This window comes from Halolactibacillus sp. JCM 19043, assembly GCF_001310395.1.
Classification (GTDB): domain Bacteria; phylum Bacillota; class Bacilli; order Bacillales; family Amphibacillaceae; genus Halolactibacillus; species Halolactibacillus miurensis.
This window is the reverse complement of sequence record NZ_BAXD01000008.1, coordinates 32329-50909: the sequence shown is the minus strand read 5'-3', so window position 1 is coordinate 50909 and position 18581 is coordinate 32329. Positions and strand designations below refer to the sequence as shown.

Below are 18581 nucleotides of genomic sequence, written 5' to 3'. Positions count from 1 at the left end.
GTCATTGAAAATATGGCCAGCGGGGTGATGCTGATTGACCAACAAGGTATGTGCATTTAGTCAATAAACGCTTTGTTGATTTGTTTGGTTTAACAAGGGACCGCTATACCGAGTCATTATACTACGAGGTCCTCACCCAAAATCAAATCCACGAAACGGTTCAAGAAGTCTTTTTATATGAACAACCCATTAAAAATGAAATGACCCTCACTAAAGATTTAACGACGTACCATTTAGAAGTGATTGGCGCGCCTTACTTTAACCAGAAACACGACTTGCGCGGGGCTGTCCTTGTTTTTCATGATGTGACAGAATTTAAACGCTTAGAACAAATGCGAAAAGACTTCGTAGCCAATGTTTCGCATGAACTAAGAACACCCATCACGTCGATTAAAGGTTTTGCTGAAACGATGCTAGAAGATGAATTAGACCCACAACTCGAACAACGTTTTCTCTCGATTATTCATAAAGAGAGCCACCGATTACAATTGCTCATACAGGACCTACTTGATTTATCTAAATTAGAAAAAGCCGATTTTCATTTGAACTACCAGACGATTAGTGTGGATGCTTTAATTAAAGAATCCGTTGAAATGGCAAAGGTACAAGCAAAAGAAAAAAGCATCACCTTGATGATAGAAGGTGACCATGGGCTCATGTTATCAGCAGACTATGACCGATTAAAGCAGGTCGTACTAAACCTCATTTACAACGCTATTAACTATACACCCAGCGATGGAAAGGTAACGGTTTCTGCTTTTGAATCGTCGGGTTATATTAAAATTCAAGTGATAGATAACGGTATTGGCATTGAGCCAGAAGTGTTACCGCGTATTTTTGAACGTTTTTATCGCGTCGATAAAGCAAGAAGTCGAAATACCGGGGGGACGGGATTAGGTTTATCGATCACGAAGCATATTGTTGAAGCTCACCATGGTCAGATTTTTGTTGATAGTGTGGTTGATGAAGGCTCTACATTTACGATTATGTTACCGAAAGAACAGGCATAAGTGTCTGTTCTTTTTGCTGTCTATAAAGAGAGTATTATTTTTGAAAATGATCAAAACATGATAAGATAAGAGTAGTTTCAATCAATGATTGCCAATGAAAGTTAATCGTCACCGCCAGTATAGGGCATAATAAATAGAATTAGACATATTGAAGATGAGGAGTTGACATGAATGTCAGATAAAAAATTAGTCTTGATTGATGGGAACAGTGTCTTGTACCGGGCATTTTTCGCTTTGCCATTACTTTCAAATAAGCAAGGGGTGCATACTAATGCCGTCTTTGGTTTTACGAAGATGTTGTTAACCATTTTGGAGCGAGAAGCGCCTACGCATGCCTTAGTTGCCTTTGATGCGGGTAAAACGACCTTCCGTCACGAAACGTATAAAGAATATAAAGGGGGTAGACAAAAAACACCCCCTGAATTATCCGAACAATTCAATATGACCCGTGAGTTGCTTGATGCCTTTAAGCTTACGCATTATGAGTTAGAGAATTATGAAGCAGATGATATTATCGGCACATTATCAAAACAAGCAGAAGATAAAGGCTTCGATGTAGCTGTGATCACGGGTGATAAAGATATGTTACAACTCGTATCAGAGAAAACCTCCGTGCACTTAACGAAAAAAGGGATCAGTGAGACAGAGAGCTATACACCAAACTATCTTTACGAAAAATTAGAAATAACACCAGCGCAGATTGTCGATATGAAAGCATTGATGGGAGACGCTTCAGATAATATACCAGGCGTTCCTGGTGTTGGTGAAAAAACAGCCATTAAATTATTAAAGCAATTTGAGACCTTAACAAAAGTATATGACGCACTTGATGATGTCAGTGGTAAGAAATTAAAAGAAAAGTTAGCCACACATAAAGAAGATGCGTTTATGTCTTATGAACTGGCGACGATTAATTGTGAGTCGCCGATAGAGGTTAAACTAGAAAACACGACGTATACTGGTTATGATATGAAACAACTGCGCGATTTATTTAAACAACTCGAGTTTAAATCGCTGATGTCAATGATTGATTCCGATCAAATCGAAGAAACAGAAACATTAAAAGATATGACAGTCGAAGTCGTTGATGATTTTAGTACACTTAACCTAACGGGAGAAGAGAGCTTAGTAGTTGATTATCTAACAGAACAATATCATACGGATGATATACTCGGTATAGGTATGAGTAATCAAGACCACCATTATTTTTTAAGTAAGGACGTTGTTGAACAAGATACCGCTTTTCATGCGTATCTTAAAGATGCGTCGATGAAAAAATATACGTTCGATGCAAAAAAAGTATTAGTCACGTTTAAACGTTTAGGTATTGACGTTAAAGGCATTGTCTTTGATTTGTTGTTAGGGTCTTATTTAGTAAATCCATCTGAAAATAATCATGATATTCCGTCGATTGCGGCGCGTTATGATTCGATTGGGGTAAGGGAAGACGATGATGTTTACGGTAAAGGGAAAAAACTCGCCGTTCCTAACGAAGACGCGCTACGCGATCACATTGTTAGGAAAGCCCACGTCGTTTATGCGCTTAAATCAACGATTGAAGAAGGCCTCGTGACAAATGAACAAATGGATTTATTAGAAACGCTTGAACTGCCATTAAGTCACATATTAGCCGATATGGAACAGCTCGGAGTGATGGTTGACAGGGAGAAGTTACAAACGATGCAGAAAGACTTGGCTGAACGGATTCAGACCCTTGAACAAAACATTTATGAAACAGCGGGTGAATCATTTAACTTAAATTCACCCAAACAGCTCGGTGTCGTTTTATTTGAAAAACTAGAACTACCTGTGGTCAAGAAGACAAAAACAGGCTATTCAACCGCAGCGGATGTGTTGGAACAGCTAAAAACAAAACATCCAATCATTGAAGATATATTACTGTATCGTCAGCTTCAGAAGCTGCAATCAACTTATTTAGAAGGATTGCTTAAAGTTATTCATGAGGACGGCAAAGTGCATACGCGCTTTAACCAAGCTTTAACCCAAACAGGCCGTCTATCATCGACAGACCCTAACTTGCAAAATATTCCGATCAGATTAGAAGAAGGTAGAAAAATTCGTCAAGCCTTCGTTCCAAGTGAGAAGGATTGGGAAATATTCGCGTGTGATTACTCGCAAATTGAGTTACGCGTCCTTGCGCATATTGCGGGGGATGAGAAATTAATTCAAGCCTTTAAAGATGACCGCGACATTCATACCCAAACGGCGATGGACGTCTTTCATGTCGAAGAAGACGCGGTGGATAGTTTAATGCGCCGCCAAGCAAAAGCGGTCAATTTTGGTATTGTCTACGGTATTAGTGATTACGGCCTATCACAAAACTTAGGCATTACCCGTAAAGAAGCCCAAGCTTTTATTGATCGTTATTTTGAAAGTTATCCTGGTGTGAAAGAATATATGGATGAGATTGTAAAAGAAGCCAAACAACAAGGTTATGTGACGACGCTTATGCATCGTCGTCGCTATTTACCGGATATTACGAGTCGTAACTTTAACCAGCGCAGTTTTGCTGAACGTACCGCTATGAATACACCGATTCAAGGAAGTGCTGCTGATATAATTAAGAAGGCCATGATTGACTTGGCCGCACGTTTAAAATCAGAAGATTTACGTGCAAATGTATTGCTGCAAGTACATGATGAGCTAATTTTAGAAGCACCAAAAGAAGAAATAGCGCGATTGAAAAAAATTGTACCAGAGGTCATGGAACAGACAGTCGAATTATTAGTGCCACTCAAAGTCGATTATGCGCATGGACCAACATGGTATGATGCAAAATAAGAACGGAGAATGATCAATGCCAGAGTTACCAGAAGTTGAAACGGTAAGGCGAACGTTAAAGACGTTAATCACGGATAAAACGATTGAATCCGTTGATGTTCGCTTCGCTAAAATGATTAAAAAACCAGATGATGTTCACGCATTTGAAATGATGCTAAAAGGGCAAACAATTCGTGATATTAAACGTCGTGGGAAATTCTTATTATTTATCTTAGATGATGTTGAAATGGTGTCTCACTTACGAATGGAAGGAAAGTTTGCCACGCGTCCCGATAACGATCCGGAGAATAAACATACCCATGTGATTTTCACCTTTACTGATGGGACGAGCTTACACTATAACGATGTACGTAAATTTGGTACGATGCATGTCTTCCGTAAAGGTGAAGCACTTGAACAGTTACCGATGAAACAAGTAGGGGTCGACTTATATTTAGACCAAGTCGAGGTCGATACTTTGTATCCTAAAATCACCAAGTCAACCCGCGCGATTAAAAATATTTTACTTGATCAACAATTACTTGCCGGTTTAGGTAATATTTATGTAGATGAAACACTGTTTCGCTCAAGCATTCATCCGATGACAAAGGGGCAGGCGTTAAGTCGTGAAGATGTTGAGCTAATCTTAATAGAAGCGCAAGCAGTCATAAATGAAGCGGTTGAACAAGGCGGGACAACCATTAGAAGTTATACGAGTGCCGATGGCAATATGGGTATGTTTCAACAAACGCTGAATGTCTATGGACAAACAGAAAAGCCTTGTCCGGTTTGTGACACGCCGATTGAAAAAACAAAGGTATCCGGACGTGGGACGCATTACTGCCCGATATGCCAAGTAATCAAACAGCCGGAGGAGTGAACATATGTCTTGTGTAATAGGTCTAACAGGCAGTATTGCGACCGGAAAAAGTACCGTCGTCGATTGGTTTAAAATAAAACAAGTCCCTGTGATTGATGCCGATCAGATTGCGCGTGAGATTGTTGAACCTGGACGTCCCATGCTTAGCCGTCTGAAAGAGACATTTGGTGAGATGATTATACAAAAAGATGGCTCGCTTGACCGCGCCTTGCTTTCGCAGCTGATTTTTAATGATGAGACATTGAGGCAAACACTCGATAACTTAATGCACCCAGCTATTATTGAAGAAATCATCACGCGACGTGATCACTATATTGAGCAAGGTGAGCCCATCATTATCTTAGATATTCCGTTACTGTTTGAAGGTGACTTAACAGATTTAGTCGACCGTGTGCTTGTCGTTTATACAACTCAAGCCAAGCAACTCCAGCGATTAATGAAAAGAAATGATCTCTCAGAACAAGAGGCAAAAAAACGAATAAAAGCCCAGGGGTCAATTGAGAAGAAAAAACAATTAGCAACCGATGTCATTGACAACAATCGTTCAGTGGAAGAGACTTATCTACAATGTGACGCGTTGTACGATAACTATATGTCGTGTGGGGAAAATCAGTGAACGAATAACAGGTGGGAAGCTAAGTGTCAGTAAGTAGCAGCCTGTGCGAAAAATTAATAAATAATTTTCAAAAAAACAGTTGCGTAATGACACGTTTCGATATATACTTTTCCTGCGCGTGCATTTTGATATGATGTACAACAATATGAAAATGTGCAGTTGATTGCTTAAAGGGTTAGGACCTCTTTGGACTAACTTTCCCCCGTGGCAATTAGGCTTACATTTTACAAAAAAGAAATAGGGGGAGTGTTTATAATGGACACAATGGGAAGACACGTTATTGCTGAAATGTGGGATTGTAATATTGATATTTTAAATGATATGGGAAAGATTGAACAAATCTTTGTTGATGCGGCACTTAAATCAGGTGCGGAGATTCGCGAAGTGGCGTTTCATAAATTTGCCCCGCAAGGTGTCAGTGGTGTGGTCATTATATCTGAATCACATTTAACGATCCACAGTTTCCCAGAACACGGATATGCAAGTATCGATGTCTATACGTGTGGGGATATTATTGACCCGAACGTCGCTTGTGATTATATCGCTGAAAGCTTAGAATCAAAACGTTTAGAACGTGTAGAAGTACCAAGAGGTCTTGGACCAATCCGCGTACCGAAATCAGAAGCACTTTAATAGCCACTCCTCTTAGTATGTGATTACTGAGAGGAGTTTTTGCATCTTGACAAACTTTTCTGTTGTTTTGTGTAAAGAACATGGAAATACAAACATTGTTATCGTTTTCTCATGCTAAACATGTTAAAATAAAAGACATATGTATAAGAAGATAAGAAAAAGTAAATGATGAGGTGTAAATATGGGATTTAAAGAAACGTTTAATAAGTATTTTAACAACCATTCCGAAACAGCTGAAAAACATTGGGATAAAAAGTTAGAAAGCAAGTATTTTAAAACAACGAAAGACCGTGGCTTTGACGCGGTTATGGCGTATTTTAAAAAGAATCCAAATTGTGAAGTTAAAGCATCTTCACAAGAACGTGGAGAAATTACGGTCAATTATAAAGGGAAACGTCGTGCCTTTGTTGTGGCGACCATTATTATGGTAAAGCCATTCCGTACATCGGTAGATTTTTCAGTGACGACTGAAGGTGGCCTGTTTGATTTAGGTTTTAGCCATAATTTGATTACGAAACTTTATGATGATTTGAAACAAGAAATGGAACTCGTTGACTGATTAAACTATAATCAAGAAAAATAAGAGATCTTTAGAAGGAGGTTGTTAAACGATGCGGTGTCCTAACTGCCATGACAAACATACACGGGTATTAGATTCACGACCAATTGAAGATAATCAAGCGATTAGACGTCGACGCGAATGCGAAGCTTGTGCGCATCGATTTACGACCTTTGAACGAATTGAAGAGATGCCTTTAATCGTTGTTAAAAAAGAAGGTGTCCGTGAAACTTTTAGTCGTGAAAAATTGGTGCGGGGACTTATGAAAGCCTGTGAGAAACGCCCGGTAGCTTTGGAACAATTGGAAGACTTAGCACTTAATGTTGAACGCTCGTTAAGAAGTCGTGGACAATCAGAAGTAGACAGTAATGATATTGGTGAACTCGTGATGGAAGGACTCAGTCAGATCGATGAAGTTGCTTATGTGCGGTTTGCCTCTGTGTATCGACAATTTAAAGATATTAATGTTTTTTTGGATGAGCTTAAAGAATTAATTCATGAAGATAAAAAAGGTGTGGCCAACCCAGCGTCTGATGACAAATAAGGTTTGGCGATACATCATTTAACATTAAATGAGCCGCTCGGCTCATTTTTCATTTAAACAAAGAAAGGAAGAGCGCGATGCATCATTCAATTGGAAAAGTGTTGCCCGCTGATGGCTACCGGACGACAAAAATGTTTGACTTATCGGATGAACAGTATCAAGCGTTGTATCAGTTGTATCAGCCTATCATTGGTATTGAAGCACTCAGTTTATATATGACGCTCTATCATCAAATTGCTTTCCACGATCGACATTCGCATCACTATCTGATGCAATTATTAAATCAATCGCTGACAACTATTTACGACGCACGTACGAAAATTGAAGCGATTGGCTTACTGGAAACCTATCGTTATGAAGATGATCAACAAACGCTCTATGATTTTCATTTGAAATCACCAATGACCCCCGTTGTTTATGAGTGATGATGTTTTGAGTCAAATGTTGTATCATCAAATTGGTAAGCAAAAATTTCAGTCATTAAAATCAAAAATACTCGAACGAACAGCCTTTACGCCCTCAGGTGAACCTATTACACATACCTTTTCTGATGTGTTTTTACATCAACCTGTTGATATCGAAATGGATCAAACGGAAGAGACGGCTAAAATTAAACATCAACCGAAAAGACAAGACTGGATTACTGATACCGTCATTGATTTTGATTGGTTGAGTCAAAATTTACAGTCGCGTATGCTGAATGATGACGTGATTTTATCCAGAGATAATCAACGCTTTATTAATCAGATGGCAGTGCTTTATAATTTATCTAACTCTGAAGTGGATAAGTTATTACAGTGGTCGATTGATTCTGAGCATCGTCTTGATAAAGAAGCCTTTAAAGAAGCGTGTTTAGATGCGATTGATGTCCAACCATCGAAACAACAAGTTATTACCCAACGCGAGCGATTGAAAAAAAGTGAAGTAGATGATTCGCCAACGACTGCGCCTCAATCAAAAAAAGCACGGTTTATTGAACAAATGGAGACACTCAGTCCTAAAGAATTAATTGAAGACTTATCAGGTGAAGCTGCTGCATCCACGCAAGACATCAAAATGATCGCGGATATTATGGAAAAACAAGCACTCTCACCAGGAGTGATGAATGTTTTGATTCACTACGTTATGTTAAAATCAGATATGAAGTTATCACGTGCCTATATGGAAAAGATTGCGAGCCATTGGGCGAGAAAACAAATTAAAACAGTCACCCAAGCGATGGCGCTCGCAAAAGAAGAACATACGAAGTATCAATCAAAAGATTTTAAAAAGAGTTATCCGAGGAAAAGATCCGGCCGTGAGGCTGTCGTGCCGGAATGGTTTAAAAAACAAAAGACTGAACCTAATAAGACGAATCAACAACCATCAGGCACTGACCAACCAGCATCAGATGATGGTCAAGAAATTGATGCGCTGTTAAAATCATTTCAAGCAAAGAAAAAGAAGCAGTAAATCATGATTTAAAAAATCTGTAGGTAAATGAAATTGAGGTGGTGACACGATGGAACCGATTAATGTTTCGTTGAAAAAGTGGATGAAAAAGAATCAATCCTTCCAAGAAACATATCAAAAAATGAAACGCGAAATCTTACAAGATCCCGAGATAAAAGCTGTCATTGAAGCAAACGAGGCCATTGATGACAAGGCGATTGACCGGCAATTAATGACATTATATGAATACTATTCACAAAATAGAGATTGTGACAATTGTTCGGATCATGGCTGTGTTAATAATGTTTTACCAGGGTATAAACCGATTCTAAATGTAGAAGGTGACACGTTCCACCTCACCTATGAAAAGTGTAAATATACGCGGATTGAAGAAGAACAAAAGCGTCGGCAAGCTAAAATTAAAAGTTTGTATATGCCAAAAGACATTTTAGCTGCGCGGATTGAATCGATTGATAGCCAAAATGCTGACCGTCACGAGGCAATCAAATCCTTACTTAAGTACGTGCATCAAATCGATGAGGGGCTACCCGAACGCGGGTTTTACTTCCATGGTCCTTTTGGTGTAGGTAAAACATATTTTTTAGGCGCTCTTGCGAATGAATTTGCTGATCGTGGGATTGAAACGATGTTAATTTATATGCCTGAGTTCGTCAGAGAGATAAAGTCATCGTTTAAAGACGATTCAACGTCTGAAAAAATCGAAACGTTTAAACAGGTGCCAGTACTAATGATTGATGATATTGGGGCAGAATCACTTTCTAGTTGGTTTAGAGATGAAGTGCTCGGCTCCATTCTTCAGTACCGGATGATGGAACGACTACCTGTTTTCTTTAGTTCAAACTATAATTTAACGCAATTGGAGTCACATTTAGCACAAACATCACGTGGTGACATTGAAGAGTTAAAAGCCGGTCGGATTATTGAACGAATTAAACAAGTGAGTACGCCTATTTTAATCCATGCGAATAATCGACGGGAAAGTTAAATGTTTTTCACCTCTTGATTTTTTTAATAGACAAGACTATAATACAAATCATAATTAAAAAGTAAAAGTTTTGATGAGGACAATATTTTTGGTCGCTGTGTAACTAGAGAGGAAAACCATGTGCTGAAAGTTTTCTATACACACCCACAAAATTACCACCTCTGAACTCCACTTCTGAACGAGTGACTTAATTAGGAAGCTGGCGGTACTCACCGTTACATGAGTTTGAATGAGCCAAACAGAGTTGTTTGGGAATGAGGGTGGAACCACGAGCATAACGCTTGTCCCTTTGCGGTAATCGCAAAGGGATAGGCGTTTTTATATTGGCCTTTGTGATTAACTGACTATTTTAAGGAGTGAAATATATGGCAGAACAAATCAAATTAATTTTTCCAGATGGAAACGAAAAACTTTTTGACCAAGGAACAACAGGTGAAGACGTTGCACAGTCCATTTCACCAGGCTTAAGAAAGCAAGCTGTCGCCATCAAGTTAGACGGTGACTTACTTGATTTACGTCGTCCATTGCCGCACGACGGTGAAATGGCGATTATCACGTCACGTGACGCTGAAGGGTTAGAAATCTTACGTCACTCAACAGCTCACCTTATGGCACAAGCAGTGAAACGCTTATTCGGCGATGAGGTTAAACTCGGTGTCGGACCAACGATTGAAGAAGGTTTTTACTATGATATCGATATGGCCCATCAATTAACTCCAGAAGACTTACCGAAAATTGAAAAAGAAATGCAACGCATTGTCGATGAAAATATTGAAATCCACCGCATTGAAGTGTCACGTCAAGAAGCGTATGATCGCTTTAAAGCGATTGGTGATGACTTAAAGCTTGAACTATTAGAAGCGATCCCGGCAGATGAGACAGTGACGATTTATGAACAAGGTGAATTCTTTGACCTTTGTCGCGGTGTCCACGTGCCACAAACAAGCAAATTAAAAGTCTTTAAATTATTAAGTATCTCAGGCGCTTACTGGCGTGGAGACAGCAACAATAAGATGCTCCAACGCATTTACGGGACAGCCTTCTTTAAGAAAGAAGACTTAAAGCATCATTTACATGTCCTTGAAGAGCGTAAAGAGCGTGACCACCGTAAACTTGGTAAAGAACTCGATCTCTTTACTGTGTCGCAAAAAGTGGGTCAAGGCCTGCCGCTATGGTTACCAAAAGGCGCAACCATTCGTCGTATGGTTGAACGTTATATTGTCGACTTAGAAGAACGTCTCGGTTATGATCACGTCTATACCCCTGTCTTAGGAAGTGTGGAGCTTTATAAAACAAGTGGTCACTGGGATCACTACAAAGATGATATGTTCCCGACACTTGAAATGGACAATGAAGATTTAGTCCTTCGTCCAATGAACTGTCCGCATCACATGATGGTATATAAAAACCAATTATACAGCTACCGTCACTTACCAGTACGTATCGCAGAACTTGGTATGATGCACCGTCATGAAATGTCTGGTGCCCTTGCAGGTCTGCAACGTGTGCGTGCGATGACACTGAATGATGCGCATATCTTTGCGTGTCCGGATCAATTGAAAGATGAATTTATTCGCGTGGTAGAACTGATCCAACACGTGTACCGTGACTTTGGCTTTGAAGATTATTCTTTCCGCCTATCTTATCGAGATAAAGATAACACAGAAAAATATGTGGATAACGATGAGATGTGGGAAAAAGCACAAGCGCTATTAAAAGAAACAATGGAAGATATGAACCTTGATTATGTTGAGGCTGAAGGTGAAGCGGCCTTCTACGGTCCTAAGCTTGATGTTCAAGTGAAAACGGCTTTAGGTAAAGAAGAGACGTTATCAACGGTGCAATTAGACTTCCACTTACCAGAACAATTCGATTTAACGTATGTTGGTGAAGACGGTAAAGATCACCGTCCTGTTGTTATTCACCGCGGAGTTGTCTCAACGATGGAACGCTTTGTGGCTTTCTTAATTGAGGAATATAAAGGTGCCTTCCCAACCTGGTTAGCACCTGTTCAAGCGCGCATTATTCCGGTATCAAATGATGTTCACCAGGATTATGTGAAAAAGTTAGAAGATCGTCTCAGATTAGAAGGTTTCCGCGTGGAACTCGATATGCGTGAAGAAAAACTTGGCTATAAAATTCGTGAGGCGCAAACAGAAAAGATTCCATTTGCGCTCGTTGTCGGTGATAAAGAAATGGAAGACAATGCGGTCAATGTCCGTCGTTACGGAGAACAAGATCAAGTGACTGTCTCGCAAGATGATTTTATTGCCTTAATGAAACAAGATATTGAGAAAAAATCACGTAAAGAATCATAATAACGTCTTTTAAATGACGTTCGTCTCTAACACTCTAACAAGTAGCGTTAACTTAAATCAAAGTTGACGCTACTTTTTTAATGCAGGAATCTTTAACCTGTGTGTCGAATTAAAAGAGTAAGGACAATTGAATAAACTACGGTTTGACATAAGGAGGACTATTTATGCAGTATCGCTATCTAGGTAAGAGTGGTTTACAAGTCAGTGAGTTGGCGCTCGGCAGCTGGTTGACGTATGGAAAAGCTGTCGGTAATGAAACGGCCGAGGCCTGTATTGACCGCGCCTATGAACACGGTATTAATTTTTTTGATACCGCCAACGCTTATGAACAAGGAGAGGCCGAACGGGTACTCGGAAAAGCGCTACAGAAGTACCAACGCTCTAGTTACGTCGTCGCAACGAAAGTATTTTTCCCAATGGGAGAAGGTGTTAATTACCGCGGGTTATCGCGTAAGCACATTATTGAACAGTGTGATCAAAGTTTGAAGCGTTTAGATCTTGACTATATTGATTTGTATCAATGTCACCGGCCAGACCCACATGTGCCCCTAGAGGAGACGATGATGGCCTTAGATGACTTAGTACGCGCAGGGAAAATACTCTATAAAGGAGTAAGTGAATTTTCGAGCATTGACTTAGAACGGGCGCAAACGATCAATCGGGATTACCGATTACATCCCCTCATTTCAAATCAACCGATTTATAACATGATTGAGCGCTATATCGAAGAAGATGTCATCGACACCTCTCATCGTAATGGCATCGGACAAATTGTCTTTTCACCACTTGCCCAAGGGGTACTAACGGGTAAATATAAACCGAACGAAGCACCACCAAAAGCTTCAAGAGCAGCCAATGATGAGACAAACTTTGTGATTAACAGTTATTTTGATGACCGTGTGTTACAAGCGGTGGAGTCACTTGGTAAAATTGCTGCGGCGAATGACTTTACGATGGCGCAGCTGGCGTTGCGCTGGATTCTTAGACAAGATAATGTTGCTTCAGCGATTATCGGTGCCAGCCGAACCGAACAAATTGATGAAAATGTCGAAGCGCTTCACAAACCGTTAACAGAGGATCTGCTTGTGGAAATTGATCGCATTCTAGAAACAATTAAAGATTTCCACCCGATGCGTTAGTAGGATAAATGCGTGTGTTTGCGACCTGTAACTGATAGGATGCTAATAAGTAGAGGGCAGTTTTAATACGACGCTTTCCATGACTGCCCCTTGTTGGCCCACATATTTAAATAAAAATACAGCGATTTTCGTTGACAAGGTAGTAAAGAGATGCTATGATAGGAAAAGTGAAATTGAATATGATCTTTAGACAAGTAGAGGCACCCGCTTCTCGCCTGATCGACACAATGATTGTAGTTGCCAGGTTATCACATTCTGAATTTTTGAAGATGACAGGATATGTGTGGGTGCTTACAAGTACCGACACTTTTTTTATTGTCTTTAATGGCTAAGTTTTTATACACTTGTCAATGACTATTGGAAGGTCAGGTTCTAACAAGAACCGGTCATAGTTCATGCCGCTTTTAAAAAATTTCGGAGGTGGATGATTATTAGCAAAGATATGAATGTCAATGAGAATATTCGCGCACGTGAAGTTCGTCTTATTGATTCTAATGGCGATCAACTAGGTGTTAAGTCTCGTAATGAGGCGCTTGATATTGCTGCAACACGTAATTTAGATTTAGTTCTTGTCGCACCAAATGCCAAGCCGCCAGTATGCCGTATCATGGATTACGGTAAATATCGTTTTGAGCAACAAAAGAAAGAGAAAGAAGCACGTAAGAAACAAAAAATCATTAACGTCAAAGAAATCCGTCTTAGCCCGGGTATTGAAGAACATGATTTTAACACAAAACTTCGTAATGCACGTAAGTTCTTGGAAAAGGGAGATAAAGTAAAAGTCTCGATCCGTTTCCGTGGCCGTGCGATTACACACAAAGACTTAGGTCGTAAAGTTCTTGAGCAAATGGCTGAAGAATGTAAAGATTTATCAACAGTTGAGCAAAAAGCTAAAATGGAAGGCCGTAGCATGTTCTTAATGCTTGCGCCAATCAATGAAAAATAAGCTTTAATTTATATGCTTTTAAGGAGGAACTACTCATGCCAAAAATGAAAACACATAAAGGCACTCAAAAACGTTTCAAAAGAACTGCTTCAGGAAAATTAAAGCGCGGAAGTGCATATATCAGTCACTTAGCTGCAAACAAATCAACGAAGCAAAAACGTAAGTTACGTAAAGGTGGCCTTGTGTCTGCAGGCGATCAAAAACGTATTGATCAAATGTTACCAAGATAACAAATTATTAGATTTCGGTAAGATATATAGGAGGGAATTATTATGGCACGTGTTAAAGGTGGAACAGTCACACGCAAGCGTCGTAAACGCATATTAAAATTAGCAAAAGGGTACTATGGTTCAAAACATGCCCTATTTAAAGTAGCAAAGCAACAAGTTTGGAAATCAGGTCAGTATGCATACCGTGACCGTAAGCAAAAGAAACGTGACTTCCGTAAATTATGGATTGCACGTATCAACGCTGCAGCACGTTTGAACGATCTTTCATACAGCCGTCTAATGCACGGTCTTAAATTAGCTGGTATCGAAGTTAACCGTAAAATGTTAGCAGAACTTGCTATTTCTGATGAAAAAGCTTTTGCACAGTTAACTGAGCAAGCTAAAGCAGCATTAAACAAATAATTAACACATGATCAAAGAGTTGTTTTCTTATATAGAAGACAGCTCTTTTCGTTATGCAACAAATGAATGCGGGGATAGTACAATGACACTATTTATCAGTTATCTTATATTAATTAATCTCATTGGCTTTGTTCAAATGGGAATAGATAAACGAAAAGCAATGAAAGATCAGTGGCGTCTACCAGAAAAACAATTGTGGCTTACTGCGATCCTTTTTGGTTCACCGGGTACTTATTTCGGGATGCAACTGTTCAGGCATAAAACAAAACATCGCTTATTCAAGTTTGGGTTACCAATTCTTTCGATGATTGAACTTCTCATCATTGTCTTTATATTTGCGTATTTCGATTGGACCTTTTAAAATGAATAAGACTACATATGAAGAAAGGACGTCAAAATGGAACTGACACAACTTTTTACACGTCAAAAAGAATTAGACGATTATATTGAACAAAAGCATGACTTAACGTCGCGTGATTTATTTGAAGAAAAGATTTTAGCATTATTTGTAGAAATTGGTGAATTAGCCAACGAAACGCGTTGCTTTAAATTTTGGAGTGTGAAAGAACCGAGTCCAAAACAAGTCATACTCGAAGAGTATGTTGATGGGATTCACTTTTTACTCTCACTCGGTTTAGTCAAAGGTTTAACACCTGAAAAAGCCGAACCGTTTGAACAAGAGACCACGACGACCGCACTCTTTAATCAAATGTACCGAGCGATTGATTACTTTAAAGATCAACAAGATGAAGAGACTTATTTGATTGTCTTTGAATTGTATTTAAAGTTAGCGCGTCAGCTTGGCTTTAGTGATGAGGACATCTTAACGGCTTATCATGAGAAAAATGATGTTAACTTTAAGCGTCAAGATAGTGATTATTAATCAGAATAAAAAAGAATGATGGATCTATCCATCAACTTTGGGAGGTCATGTAAATGGATGAAAAACTAATGATGTTGAAAGAACTAACAGAAGCAAAAGGGATTTCAGGTAATGAAAAAGAAGCGCGTGACGTTATGGACCGCTATATTCGTCCCTTTGCGACAGAAGTATCAACAGACCGCATCGGTAGCTTAATTGCGAAGAAAGTCGGGAAAGAAGGCGGACCGAAAGTGATGGTCGCCGGTCACTTAGATGAAATTGGCATGATGGTGACACGTATTGATGAAAAAGGTTTTGTCTACTTCCAAACGATTGGCGGTTGGTGGTCACAAGTGATGCTTGCTCAGCGTGTGACCATTATGACATCAAACGGGGATGTCACAGGCATTATTGGGTCAAAACCGCCGCATATTATGTCGGCTGATGCGCGGAAAAAACCGTATGATATTAAAGATATGTTTATTGATATCGGTGCGTCAAGTAAAGAAGAAGCTAAAGCGTTTGGGGTAAAGCCAGGTGACTCGGTCGTACCTTATTTTGAATTCCAACCGATGAAAAACAAAAAATTATTACTCGCTAAAGCATGGGATAACCGCGTCGGTTGTGCGATTGCGATTGAAGTATTAAAAGCATTAAAAGATACCGATCATCCAAATGTTGTTTACGGTGTTGGTACCGTTCAAGAAGAAGTTGGGTTGCGAGGCGCAAAGACAGCAGCCAATACGATTCAACCAGATATCGCCTTTGCGGTTGATACAGGTATCGCAGGAGATACACCAGGTATCTCAGCGAATGAAGCTGATAGTAAGATTGGTGAGGGTCCACAGATTATTATTTATGATGCCTCGATGATTTCACATAAAGGGGTGCGCGACTTAGTCGTTGAAACAGCAGATCAACACGACATTCCTTATCAATACGCCACGATTGCGATGGGCGGCACTGATAGTGGTTCGATTCATTTAACCGCTAACGGCGTACCAACGTTATCGATTGGTGTGGCGACGCGTTATATTCACTCACATGCGGCGATCATCCATCAAGATGATTTAGATAACGCGGTGAAATTAATTGTGGAAGTGATTAAACAATTAGATGAAGAGACAGTGAAGACAATCACGTTTGGTTAAAGAGTAAGACAACTAACATAGGCGTGTAAATGACGATCATCATATAAAAAGAAAAGGATGGCCAGCTGGCCATCCTTTTCTTTTTATATATATTTTTGTTGTTTATCATAAAGTATTTTAAAAGGGTAGCTACCCAAGTAAACGCGTCACTTTTTCGACATAACGGGTTGTTTCAGTAAATGGTGGCACACCGCCATATCGGTCAACATTACCTGGACCAGCATTGTAAGCGGCAAGGGCGAGGGTTTCATTGCCATCATATCGATGTAACATTTCTTTTAAATATTTTGTCCCACCCATCACGTTTTGATAAGGATCAAATCGGTCGGTCACCCCTAAACCTTCAGCCGTTTTCGGCATGAGTTGCATTAATCCAGCCGCCCCGGCATGACTCACAGCATCCGGATTAAAGTTTGATTCTGTTTGAATCACTGCCCGAATCAATTGTTCACTGACACCATATTTCGCACTGGCCTCACTAATAATGGTGTTCATGGACTCATCAGAGTAGTTAATCTTGATCGGTGATGGCATCATCCATTGTTCCATGGATGACTGATTTTCAACGAGATCACGGATGCGTGTATGATCAGACGTATCTATTTGACTGATGATACTAGAAAAGTCAAGAGTGGGTGGTTGAGTTGTGTCTGTTTGACTAAATTGACTGGTTGATTGTAATTTCATCATCGCTTGCATGAGTTGAATATCTATCTTGCTCACCCCTTAGGTGTATCTTAAATTGGACTGTTAATTTTTACATAGCTCATATACATTTTAGCGTGAGCGTGATAAAAAGTAAAGACTTTAACAAAGATAAAAGCCGGCCGTTTGGCCAGCTTATGCTTGAAGCGATGTTGAAAGTTCTTTGAGTAAAGCGTCCTTATGTTCTTGGGTTGACTGTTGCCAGTGAAGCTCGAATAAATATCCAAGGCCAGGTAAGAGTTGTTCCTCATTTGAGTTAATGGCGTCAGAAATGGTTTGTTCTAACTCTTGTGGGGTGACATTTTGTAATTTTTCTTTAAGTGCGACACGAATATTTAAGTTCATTATTGTACTCCTTTTTTGGTTGATAAATATAGTTTGACCAAAGTTAGCCAAGTTATGTATGATAGAGGAGATATTTTAAAATTGAACGAAGATAAAGGGTGACACGATGATTACATCAACAAAAAATGACACAATTAAACAATGGATGAAATTGCATAAGAAAAAATACCGCGAACAGACGGATCAATTTCTACTTGAAGGCGATCATCTCGTTGAAGAAGCACTCGGAAGTGACTGGGATATAGAACAATTGATTGTGCGTGAGGACAGACAATATGAGGCATGGATCGCAAATTATCCGAAAACAGTGGTCACAGATCAAGTCTTTAAAGCGCTCGCTGACACACCATCCCACAAGGTATTATAGCGGTGGTGAACATAAGAACTTATCAAACCGATCAATTTAAAAAAATACTCGTGTTAGATAACGTGCAAGACCCTGGAAATGTAGGGACGATGATTCGCACAGCTGACGCTTTTAATTATGACGGCGTTATATTAGGGAAAGGGACAGTTGATCTATTTAACGATAAAGTGATTAGAGCAACCCAAGGATCACTCTTTCATTTACCAGTAGTAAAGGCCGATTTACAAACGCTGCTTCCTGACTTACAAGCTCGTGGCGTTCGTCTCATCGCATCGACCTTAGAAGAAGCCGTGCCACTTGAGGAAGTGACAGTTCCGGACAGTTGTGCAGTGATTGTCGGTAATGAGGGCAGTGGAGTTGCATCAGACATACAAGAACTAAGCGATCTGAAGGTGAAAATTTCAATTAATGGTCGTGCTGAATCCTTAAATGTCGGCGTGGCCGCTGGAATTTTATTGTATTATTTTCAGTGATAATGTTAAATGCCCTCATGATTTCTAGTTATTTTTTAGAAAAGTGTTAAAGAAAGGCTGAATTTTCATTTCAACCATTGCAAGCCCACGGTTTTTTCACTATACTAAAGAGTATATGTATGAAAATTAATCATGACGATATAAAAAGCGAAGAACGAGCCAAGTAAGTTTTACACGGCTTCA

General features: G+C 39.6%; 22 protein-coding genes and 3 other annotated features (1 of these 25 running past the window's edge). Of the genes, 20 read left to right on the top strand and 2 right to left on the bottom strand.

Going from position 1 to position 18581, the window contains the following annotated elements:
• The first annotated feature begins 50 nt into the window (after nt 1-50).
• From pnpS to JCM19043_RS06185, 18 genes are all read left to right on the top strand, one after another.
• Complete coding sequence (pnpS, locus tag JCM19043_RS06270; protein ID WP_231631425.1) at nt 51-1010, top strand: two-component system histidine kinase PnpS; 960 nt, start codon at nt 51-53, stop codon at nt 1008-1010.
• A gap of 171 nt (nt 1011-1181) precedes the next feature.
• Complete coding sequence (gene polA, locus JCM19043_RS06265; protein ID WP_062320954.1) at nt 1182-3812, top strand: DNA polymerase I; 2631 nt, start codon at nt 1182-1184, stop codon at nt 3810-3812.
• A 16-nt stretch (nt 3813-3828) separates the two neighbouring features.
• Nucleotides 3829-4671 carry a DNA-formamidopyrimidine glycosylase gene (gene mutM / locus JCM19043_RS06260; protein ID WP_062320952.1) on the top strand — a complete coding sequence of 281 codons (843 nt, stop codon included), beginning with the start codon at nt 3829-3831 and terminating at the stop codon, nt 4669-4671.
• A 4-nt stretch (nt 4672-4675) separates the two neighbouring features.
• Nucleotides 4676-5287 carry a dephospho-CoA kinase gene (gene coaE, locus JCM19043_RS06255; RefSeq protein ID WP_062320949.1) on the top strand — a complete coding sequence of 204 codons (612 nt, stop codon included), beginning with the start codon at nt 4676-4678 and terminating at the stop codon, nt 5285-5287.
• A 255-nt stretch (nt 5288-5542) separates the two neighbouring features.
• Nucleotides 5543-5920: an adenosylmethionine decarboxylase gene (speD, locus tag JCM19043_RS06250; RefSeq protein ID WP_062320947.1), complete on the top strand. Its 378-nt coding sequence runs from the start codon at nt 5543-5545 to the stop codon at nt 5918-5920.
• A gap of 181 nt (nt 5921-6101) precedes the next feature.
• Nucleotides 6102-6479: a hypothetical protein gene (locus JCM19043_RS06245; RefSeq protein WP_062320946.1), complete on the top strand. Its 378-nt coding sequence runs from the start codon at nt 6102-6104 to the stop codon at nt 6477-6479.
• A 52-nt stretch (nt 6480-6531) separates the two neighbouring features.
• On the top strand, nt 6532-7023 hold the full coding sequence (nrdR, locus tag JCM19043_RS06240; protein ID WP_062320943.1) for a transcriptional regulator NrdR: 492 nt from the start codon (nt 6532-6534) through the stop codon (nt 7021-7023).
• Nucleotides 7024-7100: 77 nt separating this feature from the next.
• A complete protein-coding gene (locus JCM19043_RS06235; protein ID WP_062320941.1) occupies nt 7101-7448 on the top strand; it encodes a hypothetical protein in 348 nt (115 codons plus the stop codon).
• Nucleotides 7449-7464: 16 nt separating this feature from the next.
• Complete coding sequence (locus JCM19043_RS06230) at nt 7465-8475, top strand: DnaD domain protein (RefSeq protein ID WP_231631424.1); 1011 nt, start codon at nt 7465-7467, stop codon at nt 8473-8475.
• Nucleotides 8476-8524: 49 nt separating this feature from the next.
• Nucleotides 8525-9460 carry a primosomal protein DnaI gene (gene dnaI, locus JCM19043_RS06225; protein ID WP_062320937.1) on the top strand — a complete coding sequence of 312 codons (936 nt, stop codon included), beginning with the start codon at nt 8525-8527 and terminating at the stop codon, nt 9458-9460.
• A 61-nt stretch (nt 9461-9521) separates the two neighbouring features.
• Nucleotides 9522-9752, top strand: a binding site (T-box leader).
• A gap of 73 nt (nt 9753-9825) precedes the next feature.
• Nucleotides 9826-11778, top strand: a complete 1953-nt coding sequence (gene thrS / locus JCM19043_RS06220; RefSeq protein ID WP_062320935.1) for a threonine--tRNA ligase — start codon at nt 9826-9828, stop codon at nt 11776-11778.
• 164 nt (nt 11779-11942) lie between these two features.
• Nucleotides 11943-12917, top strand: a complete 975-nt coding sequence (locus JCM19043_RS06215; RefSeq protein WP_062320933.1) for an aldo/keto reductase family protein — start codon at nt 11943-11945, stop codon at nt 12915-12917.
• 186 nt (nt 12918-13103) lie between these two features.
• Nucleotides 13104-13236: a sequence feature (ribosomal protein L20 leader region), on the top strand.
• A 123-nt stretch (nt 13237-13359) separates the two neighbouring features.
• Nucleotides 13360-13863, top strand: coding sequence for a translation initiation factor IF-3 (infC, locus tag JCM19043_RS06210; RefSeq protein WP_062321021.1), 504 nt, complete (start codon nt 13360-13362; stop codon nt 13861-13863).
• 35 nt (nt 13864-13898) lie between these two features.
• A complete protein-coding gene (gene rpmI / locus JCM19043_RS06205; RefSeq protein WP_062320931.1) occupies nt 13899-14093 on the top strand; it encodes a 50S ribosomal protein L35 in 195 nt (64 codons plus the stop codon).
• Nucleotides 14094-14135: 42 nt separating this feature from the next.
• Nucleotides 14136-14495, top strand: coding sequence for a 50S ribosomal protein L20 (rplT, locus tag JCM19043_RS06200; protein WP_062320929.1), 360 nt, complete (start codon nt 14136-14138; stop codon nt 14493-14495).
• Between the two features lie 82 nt (nt 14496-14577).
• Nucleotides 14578-14856 (top strand): DUF1294 domain-containing protein, encoded by a 279-nt coding sequence (locus JCM19043_RS06195; protein WP_062320928.1) that lies wholly within the window; start codon nt 14578-14580, stop codon nt 14854-14856.
• Nucleotides 14857-14892: 36 nt separating this feature from the next.
• Nucleotides 14893-15378 carry a dUTP diphosphatase gene (locus JCM19043_RS06190; protein ID WP_062320926.1) on the top strand — a complete coding sequence of 162 codons (486 nt, stop codon included), beginning with the start codon at nt 14893-14895 and terminating at the stop codon, nt 15376-15378.
• 53 nt (nt 15379-15431) lie between these two features.
• Nucleotides 15432-16508 carry a M42 family metallopeptidase gene (locus JCM19043_RS06185; protein WP_062320924.1) on the top strand — a complete coding sequence of 359 codons (1077 nt, stop codon included), beginning with the start codon at nt 15432-15434 and terminating at the stop codon, nt 16506-16508.
• Between the two features lie 129 nt (nt 16509-16637).
• On the opposite strand, the gene JCM19043_RS18370 is transcribed toward JCM19043_RS06185, so the two are convergent.
• Nucleotides 16638-17222, bottom strand: coding sequence for a lytic transglycosylase domain-containing protein (locus JCM19043_RS18370; protein ID WP_062321019.1), 585 nt, complete (start codon nt 17220-17222; stop codon nt 16638-16640).
• A 126-nt stretch (nt 17223-17348) separates the two neighbouring features.
• Complete coding sequence (sspI, locus tag JCM19043_RS06175) at nt 17349-17558, bottom strand: small acid-soluble spore protein SspI (protein WP_062320922.1); 210 nt, start codon at nt 17556-17558, stop codon at nt 17349-17351.
• 106 nt (nt 17559-17664) lie between these two features.
• Here sspI and JCM19043_RS18710 point away from each other — a divergent pair, with 106 nt between their 5' ends.
• Nucleotides 17665-17925, top strand: coding sequence for an RNA methyltransferase substrate-binding domain-containing protein (locus tag JCM19043_RS18710; RefSeq protein ID WP_369813788.1), 261 nt, complete (start codon nt 17665-17667; stop codon nt 17923-17925).
• 2 nt (nt 17926-17927) lie between these two features.
• The gene (locus JCM19043_RS18705; protein ID WP_369813787.1) at nt 17928-18398 is read left to right on the top strand and encodes a TrmH family RNA methyltransferase; all 471 of its coding nucleotides are present in this window, start codon (nt 17928-17930) and stop codon (nt 18396-18398) included.
• Between the two features lie 141 nt (nt 18399-18539).
• Nucleotides 18540-18581: a binding site (T-box leader), on the top strand (it continues 202 nt past the right edge of the window).